Annotated in this window: 17 protein-coding genes; 12 read left to right on the top strand and 5 right to left on the bottom strand. The window is 58.9% G+C overall.

The window, feature by feature from the left end; genetic code table 11:
* Positions 1-93: 93 nt before the first annotated feature.
* The 5 genes from ABID12_RS03995 (at position 94) to ABID12_RS03975 (ending at position 4,457) form a co-directional block, all read left to right on the top strand.
* Entirely contained in the window at positions 94-222 is a 129-nt protein-coding gene (locus ABID12_RS03995; RefSeq protein WP_354433191.1) for a hypothetical protein, read from the top strand.
* 4 nt (positions 223-226) lie between these two features.
* Positions 227-496, top strand: coding sequence for a 30S ribosomal protein S15 (rpsO, locus tag ABID12_RS03990; protein WP_106303520.1), 270 nt, complete (start codon positions 227-229; stop codon positions 494-496).
* Positions 497-783: 287 nt separating this feature from the next.
* Positions 784-2,895 (top strand): polyribonucleotide nucleotidyltransferase, encoded by a 2,112-nt coding sequence (gene pnp, locus ABID12_RS03985; RefSeq protein ID WP_106304244.1) that lies wholly within the window; start codon positions 784-786, stop codon positions 2,893-2,895.
* A gap of 153 nt (positions 2,896-3,048) precedes the next feature.
* Positions 3,049-4,053: a class I SAM-dependent methyltransferase gene (locus ABID12_RS03980; protein ID WP_354433190.1), complete on the top strand. Its 1,005-nt coding sequence runs from the start codon at positions 3,049-3,051 to the stop codon at positions 4,051-4,053.
* Complete coding sequence (locus tag ABID12_RS03975; RefSeq protein WP_354433189.1) at positions 4,050-4,457, top strand: bleomycin resistance protein; 408 nt, start codon at positions 4,050-4,052, stop codon at positions 4,455-4,457. Before ABID12_RS03980 ends, ABID12_RS03975 begins: the two co-directional genes overlap by 4 nt.
* 13 nt (positions 4,458-4,470) lie before the next feature.
* Here ABID12_RS03975 and ABID12_RS03970 read toward each other — a convergent pair whose 3' ends face one another.
* Together ABID12_RS03970 and ABID12_RS03965 are read right to left on the bottom strand one after the other, a co-directional pair.
* Positions 4,471-4,677, bottom strand: a complete 207-nt coding sequence (locus tag ABID12_RS03970; RefSeq protein ID WP_106303511.1) for a DUF1737 domain-containing protein — start codon at positions 4,675-4,677, stop codon at positions 4,471-4,473.
* Positions 4,677-5,570, bottom strand: coding sequence for an HpcH/HpaI aldolase/citrate lyase family protein (locus tag ABID12_RS03965; RefSeq protein ID WP_354433188.1), 894 nt, complete (start codon positions 5,568-5,570; stop codon positions 4,677-4,679). Before ABID12_RS03965 ends, ABID12_RS03970 begins: the two co-directional genes overlap by 1 nt.
* Before the next feature lie 155 nt (positions 5,571-5,725).
* On the opposite strand from ABID12_RS03965, the gene ABID12_RS03960 reads away from it, so the two are divergent.
* From ABID12_RS03960 to ABID12_RS03950, 3 genes are all read left to right on the top strand, one after another.
* Positions 5,726-5,968: a hypothetical protein gene (locus tag ABID12_RS03960; RefSeq protein ID WP_106303505.1), complete on the top strand. Its 243-nt coding sequence runs from the start codon at positions 5,726-5,728 to the stop codon at positions 5,966-5,968.
* A gap of 150 nt (positions 5,969-6,118) precedes the next feature.
* Positions 6,119-6,724: a 3-isopropylmalate dehydratase small subunit gene (gene leuD, locus ABID12_RS03955; protein WP_354433187.1), complete on the top strand. Its 606-nt coding sequence runs from the start codon at positions 6,119-6,121 to the stop codon at positions 6,722-6,724.
* Positions 6,725-7,119: 395 nt separating this feature from the next.
* Positions 7,120-7,374: a hypothetical protein gene (locus ABID12_RS03950; protein ID WP_354433186.1), complete on the top strand. Its 255-nt coding sequence runs from the start codon at positions 7,120-7,122 to the stop codon at positions 7,372-7,374.
* Between the two features lie 64 nt (positions 7,375-7,438).
* Here ABID12_RS03950 and ABID12_RS03945 read toward each other — a convergent pair whose 3' ends face one another.
* Both ABID12_RS03945 and ABID12_RS03940 read right to left on the bottom strand, forming a co-directional pair.
* A complete protein-coding gene (locus ABID12_RS03945; RefSeq protein ID WP_354433185.1) occupies positions 7,439-8,179 on the bottom strand; it encodes an HAD-IIB family hydrolase in 741 nt (246 codons plus the stop codon).
* Positions 8,180-8,181: 2 nt separating this feature from the next.
* The gene (locus tag ABID12_RS03940) at positions 8,182-9,519 is read right to left on the bottom strand and encodes a glycosyltransferase (RefSeq protein WP_106303494.1); all 1,338 of its coding nucleotides are present in this window, start codon (positions 9,517-9,519) and stop codon (positions 8,182-8,184) included.
* Positions 9,520-9,745: 226 nt separating this feature from the next.
* Between ABID12_RS03940 and ABID12_RS03935 the strand changes: the two genes are divergently transcribed.
* From ABID12_RS03935 to ABID12_RS03920, 4 genes are all read left to right on the top strand, one after another.
* Positions 9,746-11,014: a glycerate kinase type-2 family protein gene (locus ABID12_RS03935; protein WP_354433184.1), complete on the top strand. Its 1,269-nt coding sequence runs from the start codon at positions 9,746-9,748 to the stop codon at positions 11,012-11,014.
* A gap of 166 nt (positions 11,015-11,180) precedes the next feature.
* On the top strand, positions 11,181-12,170 hold the full coding sequence (locus tag ABID12_RS03930) for a polysaccharide deacetylase family protein (RefSeq protein WP_354433183.1): 990 nt from the start codon (positions 11,181-11,183) through the stop codon (positions 12,168-12,170).
* Between the two features lie 177 nt (positions 12,171-12,347).
* A complete protein-coding gene (gene leuB / locus ABID12_RS03925; RefSeq protein WP_354433182.1) occupies positions 12,348-13,463 on the top strand; it encodes a 3-isopropylmalate dehydrogenase in 1,116 nt (371 codons plus the stop codon).
* A gap of 125 nt (positions 13,464-13,588) precedes the next feature.
* Positions 13,589-14,278 (top strand): phosphatase PAP2 family protein, encoded by a 690-nt coding sequence (locus ABID12_RS03920; protein WP_354433181.1) that lies wholly within the window; start codon positions 13,589-13,591, stop codon positions 14,276-14,278.
* Between the two features lie 18 nt (positions 14,279-14,296).
* Here the strand turns inward: ABID12_RS03920 and ABID12_RS03915 are convergent, their stop codons facing one another.
* Positions 14,297-15,247, bottom strand: a complete 951-nt coding sequence (locus tag ABID12_RS03915) for a GNAT family N-acetyltransferase (protein ID WP_354433180.1) — start codon at positions 15,245-15,247, stop codon at positions 14,297-14,299.
* Between the last annotated feature and the right edge of the window lie 591 nt (positions 15,248-15,838).

The following is a 15,838-nucleotide window of genomic DNA, read 5'->3' as shown; positions in this document are numbered from 1 at the left end:
CCCTGAGGCGGGAGACGGTCATCGCGCGTTCCGGGGTGCAAGGCCAAAGGCCGGGTTTTGCGGGATGAAGGCCGGTAGCGGGCGCCCTTTGCCATGACACTCGACAATCATGCGCTTTTGCCCTATATGGCGGCCAGCATTGGAACAAATGCGCTTAAACGGCCCTTGCTGGACGACATCCCGGCCCGGGCGACCCAAAACACCCTCATTTCGAAAGGATGACCCGATGTCGATTACTGCTGAACGCAAGGCAGAACTGATCAAGGAATTCGCAACGAAGGAAGGCGACACCGGTTCTCCGGAAGTTCAGGTTGCTATCCTCACCGAACGGATCACCAACCTGACCGAGCACTTCAAGGACCACAAGAAGGATAACCATTCCCGCCGTGGTCTGCTGACGCTGGTTTCGACCCGCCGTTCGCTGCTCGACTACCTGAAGCGCATCGACGAAAGCCGTTACACGACCCTTATCGGTCGTCTGGGCATTCGCCGCTAAGCCTCATGACCGGCGGGCGTGTTTTGCGTCCGCCGCTTTTGTTTTCGCGCATGATGATGCGCCGGTTCCAAACCGTGGCGGGCGAAGGAATCTGAAACGCGAGGCCGGGATGATGGCATTCCGGTTACGCTTGGCCTTAACGGACCTGTCATGGGGCAGGATTGCTGGCCGCTTCGATACCGGAAGCGGCGCGCTGTCTTGCCCGTGACGTGTCGAACGAAACGTTGGATCGCGTTGCGCACCTTTCAATCAGGAAAGGCGCGCGCGCATTGATTGAAGGACAAGACATGTTCAACACCCACACAGTGGAAATCGAGTGGGCGGGACGCACGCTCAAGCTTGAGACCGGCAAGATCGCCCGTCAGGCTGACGGCGCCGTTCTCGCAACCTACGGCGAAACCGCGGTTCTCGCCACCGTCGTCTCCGCCAAGGAGCCTAAGCCCGGTCAGGATTTCTTCCCGCTGACCGTCAACTATCAGGAAAAGACCTATGCTGCCGGCAAGATCCCCGGTGGCTATTTCAAGCGCGAAGGCCGTCCGAGCGAAAACGAAACGCTGGTTTCCCGCCTGATCGACCGCCCGATCCGCCCGCTGTTCCCGGAAGGCTACAAGAACGACACGCAGGTCGTGATCACCGTTCTCCAGCACGACCTTGAAAACAACCCGGACGTTCTGGCCATGGTCGCAACGTCTGCCGCGCTGACGCTTTCCGGGGTTCCCTTCATGGGCCCGATCGGCGGTGCGCGCGTTGGTTACATCAACGGCGAATATGTGCTGAACCCGCATATCGACGAAATGCCCGAAACCGCGCTCGACCTCGTTGTCGCCGGTACGGGTGACGCCGTTCTGATGGTGGAATCGGAAGCCAAGGAACTCCCCGAGGACGTCATGCTCGGCGCCGTCATGTTCGGCCACAAGGGTTTCCAGCCGGTCATCGACGCGATCATCAAGCTCGCCGAAGTTGCCGCCAAGGAACCGCGTGAATTCGAGCCGGAAGATCAGTCCGAACTCGAAGCCGACATGCTCTCCTTCATCGAAGGCGAGCTGCGCGACGCCTACAAGATCACCGACAAGGCTGCCCGTTACGCCGCCGTCGATGCTGCCAAGGCCAAGGTCAAGGAGCGTTACGCACCGGCCGAAGGCGAGGAAGCGAAGTACACGGCCGAGGAAATCGGCGCTGTCTTCAAGCACCTGCAGGCCAAGATCGTTCGCTGGAACATTCTCGACACCAAGAGCCGTATCGATGGCCGCGATCTCGAGACCGTCCGTCCGATCGTTTCCGAAGTCGGCCTTCTGCCGCGCACCCATGGTTCGGCGCTGTTCACCCGCGGTGAAACCCAGGCCATGGTTGTTGCCACGCTTGGCACCGGCGAAGACGAGCAGTTCGTTGATGCCCTGACCGGCATGTACAAGGAACGCTTCCTGCTGCACTACAACTTCCCGCCCTATTCGGTCGGTGAAACGGGTCGCATGGGCTCCCCGGGCCGCCGCGAAATCGGCCACGGCAAGCTTGCATGGCGCGCGATCCGCCCGATGCTGCCGGAAGTCGAGCAGTTCCCCTACACGCTGCGCGTCGTTTCCGAGATCACCGAATCCAACGGTTCGTCCTCGATGGCGACCGTGTGCGGCACCTCGCTGGCGCTGATGGATGCCGGTGTTCCGCTGGCAAAGCCGGTTGCCGGTATCGCCATGGGCCTGATCAAGGAAGACGAGCGCTTCGCCGTTCTCTCCGACATTCTCGGTGACGAAGACCACCTCGGCGACATGGACTTCAAGGTTGCCGGTACGGAAGCCGGCGTGACTTCGCTGCAGATGGACATCAAGATCGCCGGTATCACCGAAGAGATCATGAACATCGCGCTGAACCAGGCCAAGGGCGGCCGTCTTCACATTCTCGGTGAAATGTCCAAGGCCCTTGCCGAAAGCCGCGAGCAGCTCGGCGAATACGCACCGCGCATCGAGATGATGTCGATCGCCGTCGACAAGATCCGCGACGTTATCGGTGCGGGTGGCAAGATCATTCGCGAAATCGTCGAAAAGACCGGCGCCAAGATCAACATTGACGATGACGGCACGATCAAGATCGCGTCTTCCTCGGGCAAGGAGATCGAGGCCGCCAAGAAGTGGATCCACTCCATCGTCGACGAGCCGGAACTGAATGCGATCTACGAAGGCACGGTCGTCAAGACCGCCGACTTCGGCGCCTTCGTCAACTTCTTCGGCCCCCGCGACGGTCTGGTGCACATCTCGCAGCTCGCGCAGGAGCGCGTCGGCAAGACCACCGATGTCGTCAAGGAAGGCGACAAGGTCTGGGTCAAGCTCATCGGCTTCGATGAGCGCGGCAAGGTCAAGCTGTCGATGAAGGTTGTCGACCAGGAAACCGGCAAGGAACTGGCCTGATCCGGCTTAAATTCGAAGACCGGCGCCGCCGAACAGGCGTCGCCGGGCCATGCTTCGGTGTTGCCGCTTGCAGCCACCGTTCAGGCATTGCTTTTGAAACAAGACTATCAGGCGTGAGCATAAAGCTCGCGCCTTTTTAACAGGTGCAATTCCATGTCCCGCGAAACACTGAAAACGCTGTTTCACCCCTTTGAAAGCGGCACGCTTGAACCCGTGACCGGCCGTGTTCTGTTTCTCGGTGCTGAAGCGGGGTATCGTCTGCCGGATGGCTTTTCCGATGACATTGCTGCCGTGCAGCCATTCCGCTCGTTTTATAACGCGCTCGAAAAGGCCGGCGTTGCTGTCGAGCCGGAAGTGGGCGAGGGGCCTTATGACCTGACGCTGATCCTGCTGACCAAGCATCGCGGCGAAAACGAGAACCGCGTGGCCGAGGCCCTGCAAAAGACCGTGCCCGGCGGCTTCATCGTGATTGCCGGCTCGAAGGAAGACGGCGTGCAGTCGATGCGCAAGCGTCTCGGCAAGATGTTTGCCGATCTGGAAGCCATGCCGAAATATCACGGCGTTGCGTTGTGGTTTACCCGGCCTGATGACGTGAAGGCCGCGGTTGAGGCCATGACCCATCCAACCGTCGAAATCGATGGCCGCTTTACCACGGTGCCTGGATTGTTCTCGCATGACCGGGTGGATGAGGGGTCGCGTATCCTGGCCGAGCGGCTGCCGACCGATTTTTCCGGACTTGCGGCCGATTTCGGCGCAGGCTGGGGCTATCTTTCGGCCATGCTGGCGGAAACCGCGCCGTCAACTGTCGGTATCGACCTTTACGAGGCGGACTGGCGGGCGCTTGAACGGGCAAAGGTCAATCTTCGCTCTGCCGCGCCCCAGATGCGGTTTTTCTGGCAGGACCTTGCCCTTGAGCCGGTCAAGAACCGCTATGACCTGATCATCATGAACCCGCCTTTCCACACCGGAAAGGCCGCTGAGCCGTCACTCGGCAAGACGCTGGTCAAGGCCGCGGCCGGTGCCCTGAAGCCCGGCGGCAGGTTGCTGCTGGTTGCCAACCGGGGCCTGCCTTACGAGGATGTGCTGGCCGAAAACTGCAAGAAAAGCGGCGAGGAATATCGCAACGCCCGCTTCAAGCTGTTGTGGGGCGTGAAGTGAAATTCAATGCTCTGATACCGGAACTCGGCATCACGAGCCTTGCGGCAAGCCTTGATTTTTATGTCGGCATCATCGGTTTTTCGGTGGTCTATGACCGGTCGGAAGAAGGGTTTGCCTTCCTTCGACTCGGTGATGCACAACTGATGCTGGACACGGTCGGCATGGGGCGCACCATTGGCGATGAAGCGCCGGTGCGCGGCGGCGGTATCAACTTTCAGCTCGAGGTCGACGATTTCGACGGCATTGTCGCGCGTCTGAAGGCCGCCGGATGGCCTCTCCTGAAAGCGCCGGAAGAGCGCTGGTACCGCACGTTCAAGGGCGAAAAAGGGCAGCGCCAGCTATGGGTGCGCGACCCGGACGGCTATCTGTTGAGGCCGTTCAGCCCGCTCGGACAAGCGGATTGAAGCCGTTTCAGTTTTACTGCTCGCCGAGCTTGATCGAGGGATCATACTCCTTGCCTTCGACCTCCTTGATCACGGCCTGTCCGCAATAGGTCTTGCCGAGGAGCGGGTCGTAGGTGAGCTGGGGCGAGCCGTGCAGCTCCCAGCCCTTGTTCAATGCATCGGTCACCCGGTGGCAGAAGCTGGAATCGTCGGGGCCGGTCAGAAAACGATAAAGTTTCATCAACGTTCCTCATTCGCGTGGTTTGCCTTGGCGATGAGCGCTTCGGCCTGTTCAAGATGCAGGCGTTCCACCATGCGGCCGTCAAGGTCAATAACGTTATGCCCTTCCGCCTCCGGTTTCGCAAATGCCGCGACAATGGCGCGTGCTTCCGCCAGGGCTGCTTCCGACGGGCTGAAAAGCGCGTTTGCCGGTTCGATCTGGCTTGGGTGGATCAGCATCTTGCCGTCAAAGCCCATGGCGCGTGCTTCCGCGCACTCTGCCTCAAACCCTGCGGTGTCGGTGAAATCATTATAGACACCGTCGATCACGGCAATGTCATAGGCGCGGGCGGCAAGCACCACCTGCATCAGCCAGGGCACCAGATAGGAGCGGCCGGAGGCGGGTGCAACACCGGTTGCCGAGCGCAAATCATTGACGCCGACGATCAGCGCTTCCAGCCTGCCGCCGGCGGTTTCGTGCGAATAGGCGCCGGCAATGGCGGCAGCATTGACGATGCCTGCCGGCGTTTCGAGCATGACCCAGAGGCGAACGCGCAACGGTGCGCCGTTGCGGTTCAGCATCGCGCTGGCGGCTGCCACATTGGCAAGTGTTTCCACCTTGGGCAGCAGGATTGCATCCGGCTGGCAGGCCAGCGCCGTCTTCATGTCTTCCTGACCGGCCTCGGTATCGAGCGGGTTGATGCGGATGGCTGTGGTCATGCCGGTGGGGCGGTTATGGGTGAAAAGCTGTTCCAGATTTTCGCGCGCCTCGGCCTTGCGACCTTCGGCAACGGAATCCTCGAGATCGTAAATGACGGCGTCGGCGGCCAGTGTTTTCGATTTTTCGAGTGCGCGGCGGTTGACGGCGGGCACAGACAGGGCGGAGCGCCAAAGTTTGATCTCTTTCACGGCCATAATCCTAACAATATTCGGACTCATCGTCCTTTTAGTCACATCGAATTGAAGCTTTTCAAAAAAAGTGGCGGCAATCAATGAGACAAAATGGCTTTGGCCCTCTTGCGAAAGCCTGATCGACACGCCAGATTATCGAATGTGAAAGGAATTTGACGATGGAAAATATCCGCACCGTTCTCATGGCAATTGTCGGTTTGGCCGCTGTGGCGTTCGTGACTGTCTTTGCTGCTTCCATTGGCCTTGCTCTGATCGCCGTGCTTGCCGTCCTCACGGTGGCGCGAATGATCGCTTTCAAGATGAGCCATGCTGCCGTTCCGGTGCGCACCCGCGAGCGTCGCAGACGCGGCGATGATATGCGTGTCTGGGATGACGGTCGCGGCAAGATCATCGACCTGTAAAGGCTGAAACCGCTTCTGATCCGGGTTGCCGGCTTTCCGGCTGCCCGTTGCGGCTGCGTACTCCAAAGTACAGTTTTTCGTTGAAATTGTCGGGAAAGCGCTTTAGATCGAAGCCCTGTTCTAAGCTTCAACAGCGCTGAGGGATCAAGCATGGAAAAATTCGTCAAGCTGACGGGCGTTGCCGCGCCGCTGCCGGTGGTCAATGTCGATACCGACATGATCATTCCGAAGGATTACCTCAAGACCATCAAGCGCACCGGGCTTGGCAAAGGCCTTTTCGCCGAGGCGCGTTACAATCAGGATGGCACGGAAAACCCGGATTTCGTCTTGAACAAGCCGGCTTACCGCAATGCCAAGATCCTCGTTGCGGGCGACAATTTCGGCTGCGGCTCCTCGCGTGAGCATGCGCCGTGGGCGCTGGCGGATTTCGGTATCCGCTGCGTTATCTCCACAAGCTTTGCCGATATCTTCTACAACAACTGCTTCAAGAATGGCATTCTGCCGATCACCGTGTCGCAGGCGGAACTCGATGCATTGATGGATGATGCCGAGCGCGGATCCAATGCGGTGGTCACCGTCGATCTGGAAAACCAGGAAATTTCCGGTCCCGATGGCGGTTCGGTCAAGTTCACGATCGACGCTTTCAGGCGTCACTGCCTGCTGAACGGGCTTGATGATATTTCGCTGACTCTGGAAAAGGGTGACAGCATCGCAAGCTATGAATCGAAGCTTGCCGTCGAGCGTCCCTGGGCCTGACCCTTCAGGAACGTCACGTTTTACTTCGAAAAAAGGCCGGTCCCTGCGACCGGTCTTTTTTTGTTATGCCCCGCAAGCAGTCACGGTTTTGCCTCCTTTCCTGCCGTCATTCCGGCCTTGAGTCGGAAGTCAGTAAGGGCCAAGTCCTTGCGCGCAAAGACTCTTTCTGAAAGCGCACAACAAGCGGCCCTGGATACCGGCTCAAGGCCGGTATGACGGAAGAGAGCGGGGCGAGCTTTGTCAGCAGTCTGGCCGGTCTCTGTGACTGGTCTTTTGGTTACACGCCGGTCGCTTCTCCTGCTGCTACAAAAACCAACCGCAACCTAAAATAAGTATATTATTGTGATGCAATTCATAATAGGTTTGCATGTGATGATGTGCTTATGGAGGGGAAGATGAAGTACCGTTTACTCGCATTTCCGGTTGTCCTTGTGGCGCTCATGTCGTTTGCGCCCGTCGGGCCGACGGAGCCGCAGGTTTCGCAACCGTCGATCGACGACTGGGGTCGCGACAGGCTGGCCTGGACCTGTGAATTCGAGGACGAAGACGATGACGGTTTCGACAAGATCTGCGTCTACGACTGCTTCGGTTCGCGCAAGGAGATCAAGGTCGACAGTTTCGACGACTGCCCCTCGTCCATCAGGGATTGACACTTGGTATGAGACGATACGGGCCGATCATGCCGGGCAGTGAAGCATTGCCCGGCACGGTCTTTCAGATCGGCACACCGAAATGGCGCAGTCCCTCGATCACGCCGTCGGCGATTTCGCCGTTGGCCTGGTAAATCCGGTCATTGCCATCGGCCAGCTTTCTGAGCTCCTCGAAGCCATTGGCCGGGATAATGCCGCGCACGCCCGGAACCTCGAACATGGCGGCGTCATTGCCGGTATCGCCGGCAACAACAACGTCGTCATGGGCAATGCCGAGTTTTTCGCAAAGCCAGGACAGGCAGGCGCCCTTGTCTGCCGCCTGCGGCAGGATGTCCAGATCACGGTCCGACGAATAGACGAGTTTCACCGCAAGGCCCTCGGCGACAAGCGCCTCTTCTATCGCTAAAAGTCTGCTTTCCTTGGCATTGTGCAGATACCAGCTCGACTTGAAATCGTGCTGGTAGCGGGTGGGCTGATAGCTGACATCCGGGATTTCACCGAGGATCCGCCCCACCTTTGCGGTGTCGAAATCGGCGCCCAGATAGTCATGAAATCCGTCCACCGGCCTGTCGGCCTTGTGATCATGCACCATGGTGCCGACGCCGCCGATCAGGAAATCGGGCTCCGGCAGGCCCACCTTGCCGATCAGCGTGCGGATATCATCGACGAGCCGCCCGCTGTTGTAGACCAGGATCGGACGGTCGCTCTTAGGCATGGCCTCGAAGGCCTGCCGGAAGCGGGCCGTCGAACCGTTATCGCCGACAAGCGTGCCGTCGAGATCGGAAGAAAAAAGCCTGATGGTCATGCTCAGTCGCCGTCATTCCAGGGTTCTGCCCAGTCACTGTCCTGAAGCGACTGGCGCATGGGCCGGCCCTCGACCAGCGAGATCAGCTGCTGGGCAATACCGGTCCAGGTGAACAGGCTGCGTGCCTTGTGCGCGCCCATGCGGGCCAGACGGTTATAGAGCCGCTGGTGCTTGAACGGTTTCATCATGATGATGCCGAGGTCGTATTTGTCGAACGAATCGGCAAACAGGGCGTGGCGGCCGAAGCTGATGGCGCGATAAAGACCGCCATTGGTCGTCACCACCGTCGGCGTGCCGGAGGCCATCGCCTCGATTGCCGTCATGCCGAATGGCTCGTAGCGGCTCGACAGTACGAACATGTCGGCGGCGCGATACATGTCCGGCAGGTCTTCGTCGGAGACATAGCCGGAGAAGTGGACCTTGTCTTCCAGCTCCAGCGTTTTTACCTGATCCTTCAGCTCGTTGAGGATCCGGGTTTCCAGTTCGTCCATATCCTCACCGCCAACGGCGAGATGCAACTCGGCATCCGGCACCCGCTCGACCATGACGGAAAAGGCGTCGATCAGAAGATCGTACCCCTTGTTGGTGGCCAGCCTGCCGAGTGCAAGAACCGTCTTGCCCTTGAAGCCGAACTGTTCGCGCAGCATGTTTCGTGAGGCGGCCGAGATCGGGTAGAACCGGTTGTCGTCGTAGCCCGGCGGGATCATGTAAACACGGTCTTCGCGGATGCCGTAGTCTTCAACGAGCATGTCGACCTGGATCGGCGTTGTCGCGATCACACTGTCGCAGGCGCGGTAGATCTTGTTTTCGTGCTTGATCCGTTCGGTGAAGTTGAAGTCCTTCTCGAACTGTTCCTTCTTGTCCGGATAGTCTGTTTCCATCGTCCGCTTCTTCCACAGGCCCAGCGAGTGCGGGGTGTGGAGATGGGGAATGGACAGCGCTTCGGCAAGTCTGAGCCCGGCATAGCCGGCATCCCAATAATGCGAATTGATGAAATTATAGCTCAGATCATGCTCGCGCATGTAGCGTAGCGCGTTTTCGCTCCATTCCAGAAGGTGCTTGTACAGATATTCCTTGGGAATGAATTCCTTGCCGCCGCAGGGAATGCGCACGACACGCACGCGTTCGTCAACCTCATCGATCTCCGGCTGGTCCTCGAAACGGCGTGTATAGATGTCGACGGAAAAGCCGAGCTGGGCGAGTTTTTTTGAAAGTTCTAGAATATAAACAACCTGTCCACCGGTGTCGGCTGCGCCAAGCGGCGGGTCCGCGGCGACATAACCGTGGGTGGAAACAAGAGCGATACTGGGAAATTTATCGGACTCGTTCATGTGAGCCATAATGGGTCCTTCCTTGCAATACGTCGGGTGACATTGCGCAACGGTCGGTTTCAATAGCTAGCATGAGAGCCGCCTGGTGTGAAATCCAAGGCAACGGAAACAGCCGGGCGCACGTCCCGCTTTTTTGCAACGCATCACCGGGGCAAAGGTTCCGAAGAAACTTGAGAAGCATGGTTTTATGTGGAAGATTTGATCCAGCCATAGCTTATGCCCTACAGGAAAAACCATGCAATATAATGACGATCCGACCGGTTTTCTGCGCTCACTGTTTGACGTCGCGGTGGCGGCCGCCGATCCGATGGAGCAGGTTTCTGCTTATCTTCCCGAGCCGCCGAAGGGCCGCACCGTCGTTGTTGGCGCCGGCAAGGGATCTGCCCGCATGGCCGAGGCGCTGGAAGCCTGTTGGGACGGCCCACTGGAAGGCGTGGTGGTGACCCGTTACGGCCATGAGGCGCCGTGCAACAAGATCGAAATTCTCTCCGCATCGCATCCTGTGCCGGATGAAGCCGGTGAGCGGGCTGCGAAACGTATCCTCGAGACCGTGTCCGGCCTGACGGAAGACGATCTCGTGATCGTGCTGATTTCCGGTGGTGGTTCGGCGCTTCTGTCGCTGCCAGCGGAGGGGCTGACGCTTGACGACAAGATATCGATCAACAAGGCGTTGCTCAAATCGGGCGCCTCGATCGACGAGGTCAACTGCGTGCGCAAACATCTCTCCGCGGTCAAGGGCGGGCGGCTGGCCGCTGCGATCCATCCGGCGCGCTGCCACACGCTGCTGATTTCCGATGTTCCGGGGGATGACCCGGCAATCATCGCCTCGGGCCCGACGGTCGGCGAGGCGACGACGGCGGAAGATGCCAAAGCGATTATCAGGCGTTATCGCATCGCGCTGCCGGATCACGTGGCCCAGCATCTCGATTCACCGCTTGCCGCCTGTGTTGCGCCGGATGATCCGCGTCTTGCGCGGGCCGAAAACCACATTATCGCAACGCCGATGATGTCGCTTCAGGCGGCAGCGGAAAAGGCCGGGTCTGCCGGGCTGAACGTGCTGGTGCTTGGCGATACCATCGAAGGAGAGGCAAGCGAGGTCGGCATTGTGCATGCGGGGATTGCTGAGGCCATCCACCATCATGATGTTCCTGTTAGCCGTCCGGCCCTGGTGCTTTCGGGCGGCGAAACCAGCGTGACCGTTAAGGGCGACGGACGCGGCGGGCGCAATGTCGAGTTCCTGTTGTCTCTCGCCGTGCAACTGAATGGTCTGGACGGTGTCTATGCGCTGGCCGGCGATACCGATGGCGTCGACGGACGCGAAGAGGTTGCCGGCGCCGTTATCGATCCCGACACGCTTGCGCGGGCAAGGGAAGCTGGCATCGATGCGCGGGCTTCGCTTGAAAACAATGACGGTCACAGTTTTTTCGAGGCGCTGGATGACCGGGTGGTGACCGGACCGACGCTGACCAATGTCAATGATTTCAGAGCGATCCTTGTGCTTTGAGGCCCCGTGAAGAGCCGCTTGCAGGTATGAAAACTGCAACTTTGAGGCTCAAATGTACGTGCAGATTTACTCTTTGGTAACCATATTGCCACATTTTTTTATGAAACACGCGCCGGCGATTTCCGCCGGCCCTGCTTCATAAGTCTTTGGCTGAACTGGATTACCAATGCACCGTTTGCTGAGCGGCCTTTTCGGCCTGGGCGTTCTCGCGCTTGCCTCATGCGCATCCACCGGACATCGTGATACAACCGCACTGCAGACGGCGCTTGTGAAAACTGAAAAACCGGGTGAAGCCGACATCAGCTCTCCGGAGGCGATCGAGGCCATTGTGACCGGTTCCATCGAGAACGATGCGGCGCCATTGCCGGTGCCGCTGCAGATCGCGTCGATCCACTCGCGCATTGTGCCGGGGGCGGATGCGGCGGTGGCGCAGCAGCCGGTTCATTTCGTTGCTGATGCTGCGCCGCATTATTATCCGCTGACTGGCCGCACCATCTATCTGGATGAGACCCGCGATATCACGCTGGCGCCGAAGGAAGTCGTGCTGACCTTCGATGACGGTCCCGTACCCGCCAAGACGCCGGCGGTTCTGCAGGCGCTGGAGGCGCATGGCGTCAAGGGTCTGTTCTTCATGGTCGGGGAGATGGCGCATTACCATCCCGAAATCGCGCAGCAGGTCGTTCTTTCAGGCCAGACGATCGGCACTCACACCTATTCGCACCCCCATCTGCCGGCACTGTCATTCGCGAATGCGGTTTCCGATATCGACCGCGGGCGGGATGCGGTCGAAACGGCAACGGGAATTCTGCCGCACTTCTTCCGTTTTCCTTATCTGGCCGAAAACAAAAGTCTCGACGAAGCGCTGCAGGAGCGCGGCATGATCCCGGTGGGGATCGATGTCGATTCCCGTGACTACGAGAAGGCCACGACCCAGGAACTGGTAGACCGGATCATGGCAGGGCTCGACAAGCGCGGCGGCGGCATCGTCCTGATGCATGATCTGCAGGGCCGTACGGCGCGTGCGATCGGCCCGCTTCTCGACCGGCTCGAAGCCGAAGGCTACAAGGCTGTCCAGCTGAAATACGGTGTTCCGCCGGAGCCGAAACCCGAGACGCTGATGGCGCGTCTTGCGCGCAATGCCCGGTCTGTGCGCTGACAGTGCGTCCCGCGGTGTACCGCAACCCGGTTATCCGGCTTGAAAAGGGGCTGCCAGGGGGCTAGAACCGCGACGATCCGGCGGATGCGATTATGATCGGCCCGCCACTGATGCGCTGGCCGGGGGCTTCGCTCTCAAGCGGGCAGCGTGCGGGTTTCAGCAAAATGGGAGGCTTCCTTGAGCCATCGTAAACTCTTTCTTCTGCCCGGCGACGGTATCGGTCCGGAAATCACCGCGGAACTTGAAAAGGTCATCGCCTTCATGAACACGAAGGCCGATGCCGGTTTCGAGATCGAAAAGGGCCTTGTCGGCGGTTCCGCCTATGATGCACACGGTGTCGCGATTTCCGATGACGATATGGCCCGCGCCATGGCTGCCGATGCCGTTATCCTTGCCGCTGTCGGCGGTCCGAAATGGGACAGCGTTCCCTACGATGTGCGCCCGGAAGCCGGCCTGCTGCGCCTGCGCAAGGATATGCAGCTTTTCGCCAATCTGCGCCCGGCCATCTGCTATTCGGCGCTGGCCGCCTCTTCGTCGCTGAAGCCGGAACTGGTTGAAGGCCTTGATATTCTGATCGTGCGTGAGCTGACCGGCGGCGTCTATTTCGGCGAGCCGAAGGAAGTCATCGATCTGGAAAACGGCCAGCAGCGCGCCATCGATACGCAGGTTTACGATACCTACGAAATCGAGCGTATCGCAGCCGTTGCCTTCGAACTGGCACGCACCCGCGACAATCGCGTCTGCTCGATGGACAAGCGCAATGTGATGAAGTCGGGCCTGTTCTGGAACCAGGTCGTCAATCGCGTTCACGATGAAAAATACAAGGATGTCACGCTCTCGCACATGCTGGCTGACGCCGGTGGCATGCAGCTGGTGCGCGCGCCCAAGCAGTTTGACGTGATCGTCACCGACAATCTCTTCGGCGATCTCCTCTCCGACGTTGCTGCCATGCTGACAGGCTCGCTCGGCATGCTGCCGTCGGCTTCGTTGGGCGCGGAAGATCCGGCGACCGGCAAGCGCAAGGCGATGTATGAACCCGTACACGGCTCCGCACCGGATATCGCCGGCCAGGGGATTGCCAATCCGCTGGCGATGATTGCCTCGTTTGCCATGTGCCTGCGCTACTCCTTCAACATGATCAAGGAAGCTGAAGCGCTGGATGCCGCGATCGCACAGGTGCTGGAAGACGGGCTTCGCACCGGAGACATCATGGCGGAAGGTTGCCGCAAGGTCGGAACAGCGGCCATGGGCGATGCCGTGGTTGATGCCTTTGCCAGCAAGCTGGCCGCCTGAACAATCCTTTGGCGCCGGTCCTTCCAAACCGGCGCCGATCCTCTAAATTGGTGCGGATGAAGAAAACGCACCGATCTCTCCCTCTCCCCGGCCGGTCCATGCCCCGTCTTTTCCGGAAACGGACAATGGCGGCAACGCCGTTTTCCCTGACATCGACCCGCTGGCCCTGGTTTCTTTTACCGGCGGTCACCATGGTGATCCTGTCCGTTCTGGCGCTGGACGGTCCGGTCGCTGTTGCCAGAGACGCCATGTCGGCCGCTTTCCAGGAGGCCGCAACGGGCCTGACGGACCTGACAACGGCGCCCTGGATTCTGACTGCAAGCGGCATTGTAGCCCTTGCTGCGCTGGGTTTTGTCGCACGGGCGCCGACAATTGCGGCCTGGTATCGTGGCGTACGTCTTTTCCATCAGGCCTGCTATATCTTTGCCACGGTTGCGCTGGCGAGTGCGACGGTCAATGTGGTGAAACGGCTGATCGGCCGGGCGCGACCGACGCTTTTCGACAGTGTCGGCGACCTGCATTTCAAGGTCGGCGGCTGGGCCTATGATTATGCAAGCTTTCCCTCCGGCCATGCCACCACCTCGGGGGCAGTGTTTGCCGCTTTGGCGCTACTTTTTCCCCGGCTTGGTCCGGTTTTCGCAAGCCTTGCCATCTTTTTCGCCTTTGCCCGCGTTGCTGTCGGCGCGCATTATCCGAGCGATATTTCCGCAGGCATTTTTTACGGCGCCTGGATCGCGGTGCTGATGGCCGTGATCTTTGCCCGCTACCGCCTGCTGTTCGCCATTCCGCAAAAGGGGCTGCCGCAGCGGCGATGACGGAGTGCCGGTTGTCCGTTATCCAAGCTCGAGGCTGGTGACGGCAAAGACACCGGCCATATGCAGATCGGGTTTTGTCCCGCGATACATCCGGGCGGTTTCGAACCCTCTGGTCAGGCCCGCAGCTTCCAGCCATGTGATGAAGCCGAGTTGCATCACGGGTACGTCGATATCGATCCGCTGGTCTTTGATGTCGGTAACCAGTCCTGCCAGAAGTGCCTTTGCGGCCTGCGGCGTCTTGGCAAACAACGGCCCGACCTTGTAGCCGTCACGGCATTTTCTGGCGACGCCATAGCCGAAAATCTCACCGTCCCGCTCGATCAGCCGGGCGCTTTCGGCAGCTTCAATCCAGGCCTTGAGGAACGCTTTTCGAGGGGCGGGGAAGAAGGCGGTGTCGAATGCCGACAGGTGGTCCAGGTCCGCTTCCTCAATGCTTCGGCTATCGGCATGGCCGGAACAGAGTGCGGCATCGATCACGCCGCTCCAGCGGGCTGTGCCGTAATCGGAGGTAAACCCCATCCGGGCATAGTTTGGTTGCTGTTCCGGTACGCCGTCGAGACCGATGGTGCGCTTGCCGAGATAGGCCATGGCCTTGTCCCAGACCAGACGACCGTAGCCTTTGCCGCGCATGTCGGGCCGGGTGATGTAAAGCCCGATGAAACCAAAGCCGACGCTATAGGCCACCGCGGAAATGCCGGAGACCATGACGCCGTCAACAAAACAGCCGAAAAAGCCTTCGCGATCAGATGCCTGGAAGGGGGCGGCGTCGGAAATCCCGGGATTCCAGCCTTCGTCCGCGGCCCAGTCGAGAAGGATTTCGATTTCGGAAAGGTCCAGAACACGGATTTCGGGCTGCATGATGGTTCTGTCCTGTTCCGGCTGACGGCGCGTCAGCGCGTGATTGTCTTTGAAAAATGAGCATACGTCGCGCAGCCCGCCAAGAAAAGCCTGATCCGTATGCGGAAGCATGTTGATGGACCTGTTGCACCGTTTGCTTCTGGTCGCGCTCATATAACCGCCGGACGCCGCCGCGATGCCCTATCCGGATAGCGCGCGCCTGCACAATCCGCCAACCGGAACCATGGCCTTAGGTATACCCCTATGAGGAAACGGAAAACGAGTATCTTTGGTCAATCATAGTTACAGATCGATGTCGGCATGAAATGATAAAATAAATAAAAAATATTTATTGAATTATATTAGAAACAAGTGTGATTTAATACAATGTAATTCATATTTTAAAGTCCCATGTATGGGTTGTGTATCGATATTAAATAAATACTTATAGTTTTATATTTTTACGTTATGCAAGGTCTGTCGAATAGCGTTGCCAAGCGGATTTACTGGCTTTGACCAGCGATTTTTCTTTTTTTTCAGGGAACCAAACGTGTTAATCGCGCGTTTAATAAAAGCGTAGCTGCTATCTTGATTGGAAGCGAATGCAGAGGCTTCCGGCAGAGAGCAGAGATAACGCCGCGGCGGATGACTAAAAAACAGAAGAAGCAGTTACCGGACAACGGCTTCGAAAAAAAAAGGATTCGGGTCGAAGTTGAAAAATCT

This window comes from Martelella mangrovi (genome assembly GCF_040545495.1).
Lineage (GTDB): Bacteria > Pseudomonadota > Alphaproteobacteria > Rhizobiales > Rhizobiaceae > Martelella > Martelella mangrovi.
This window is presented reverse-complemented; position numbering and strand designations above follow the sequence as displayed.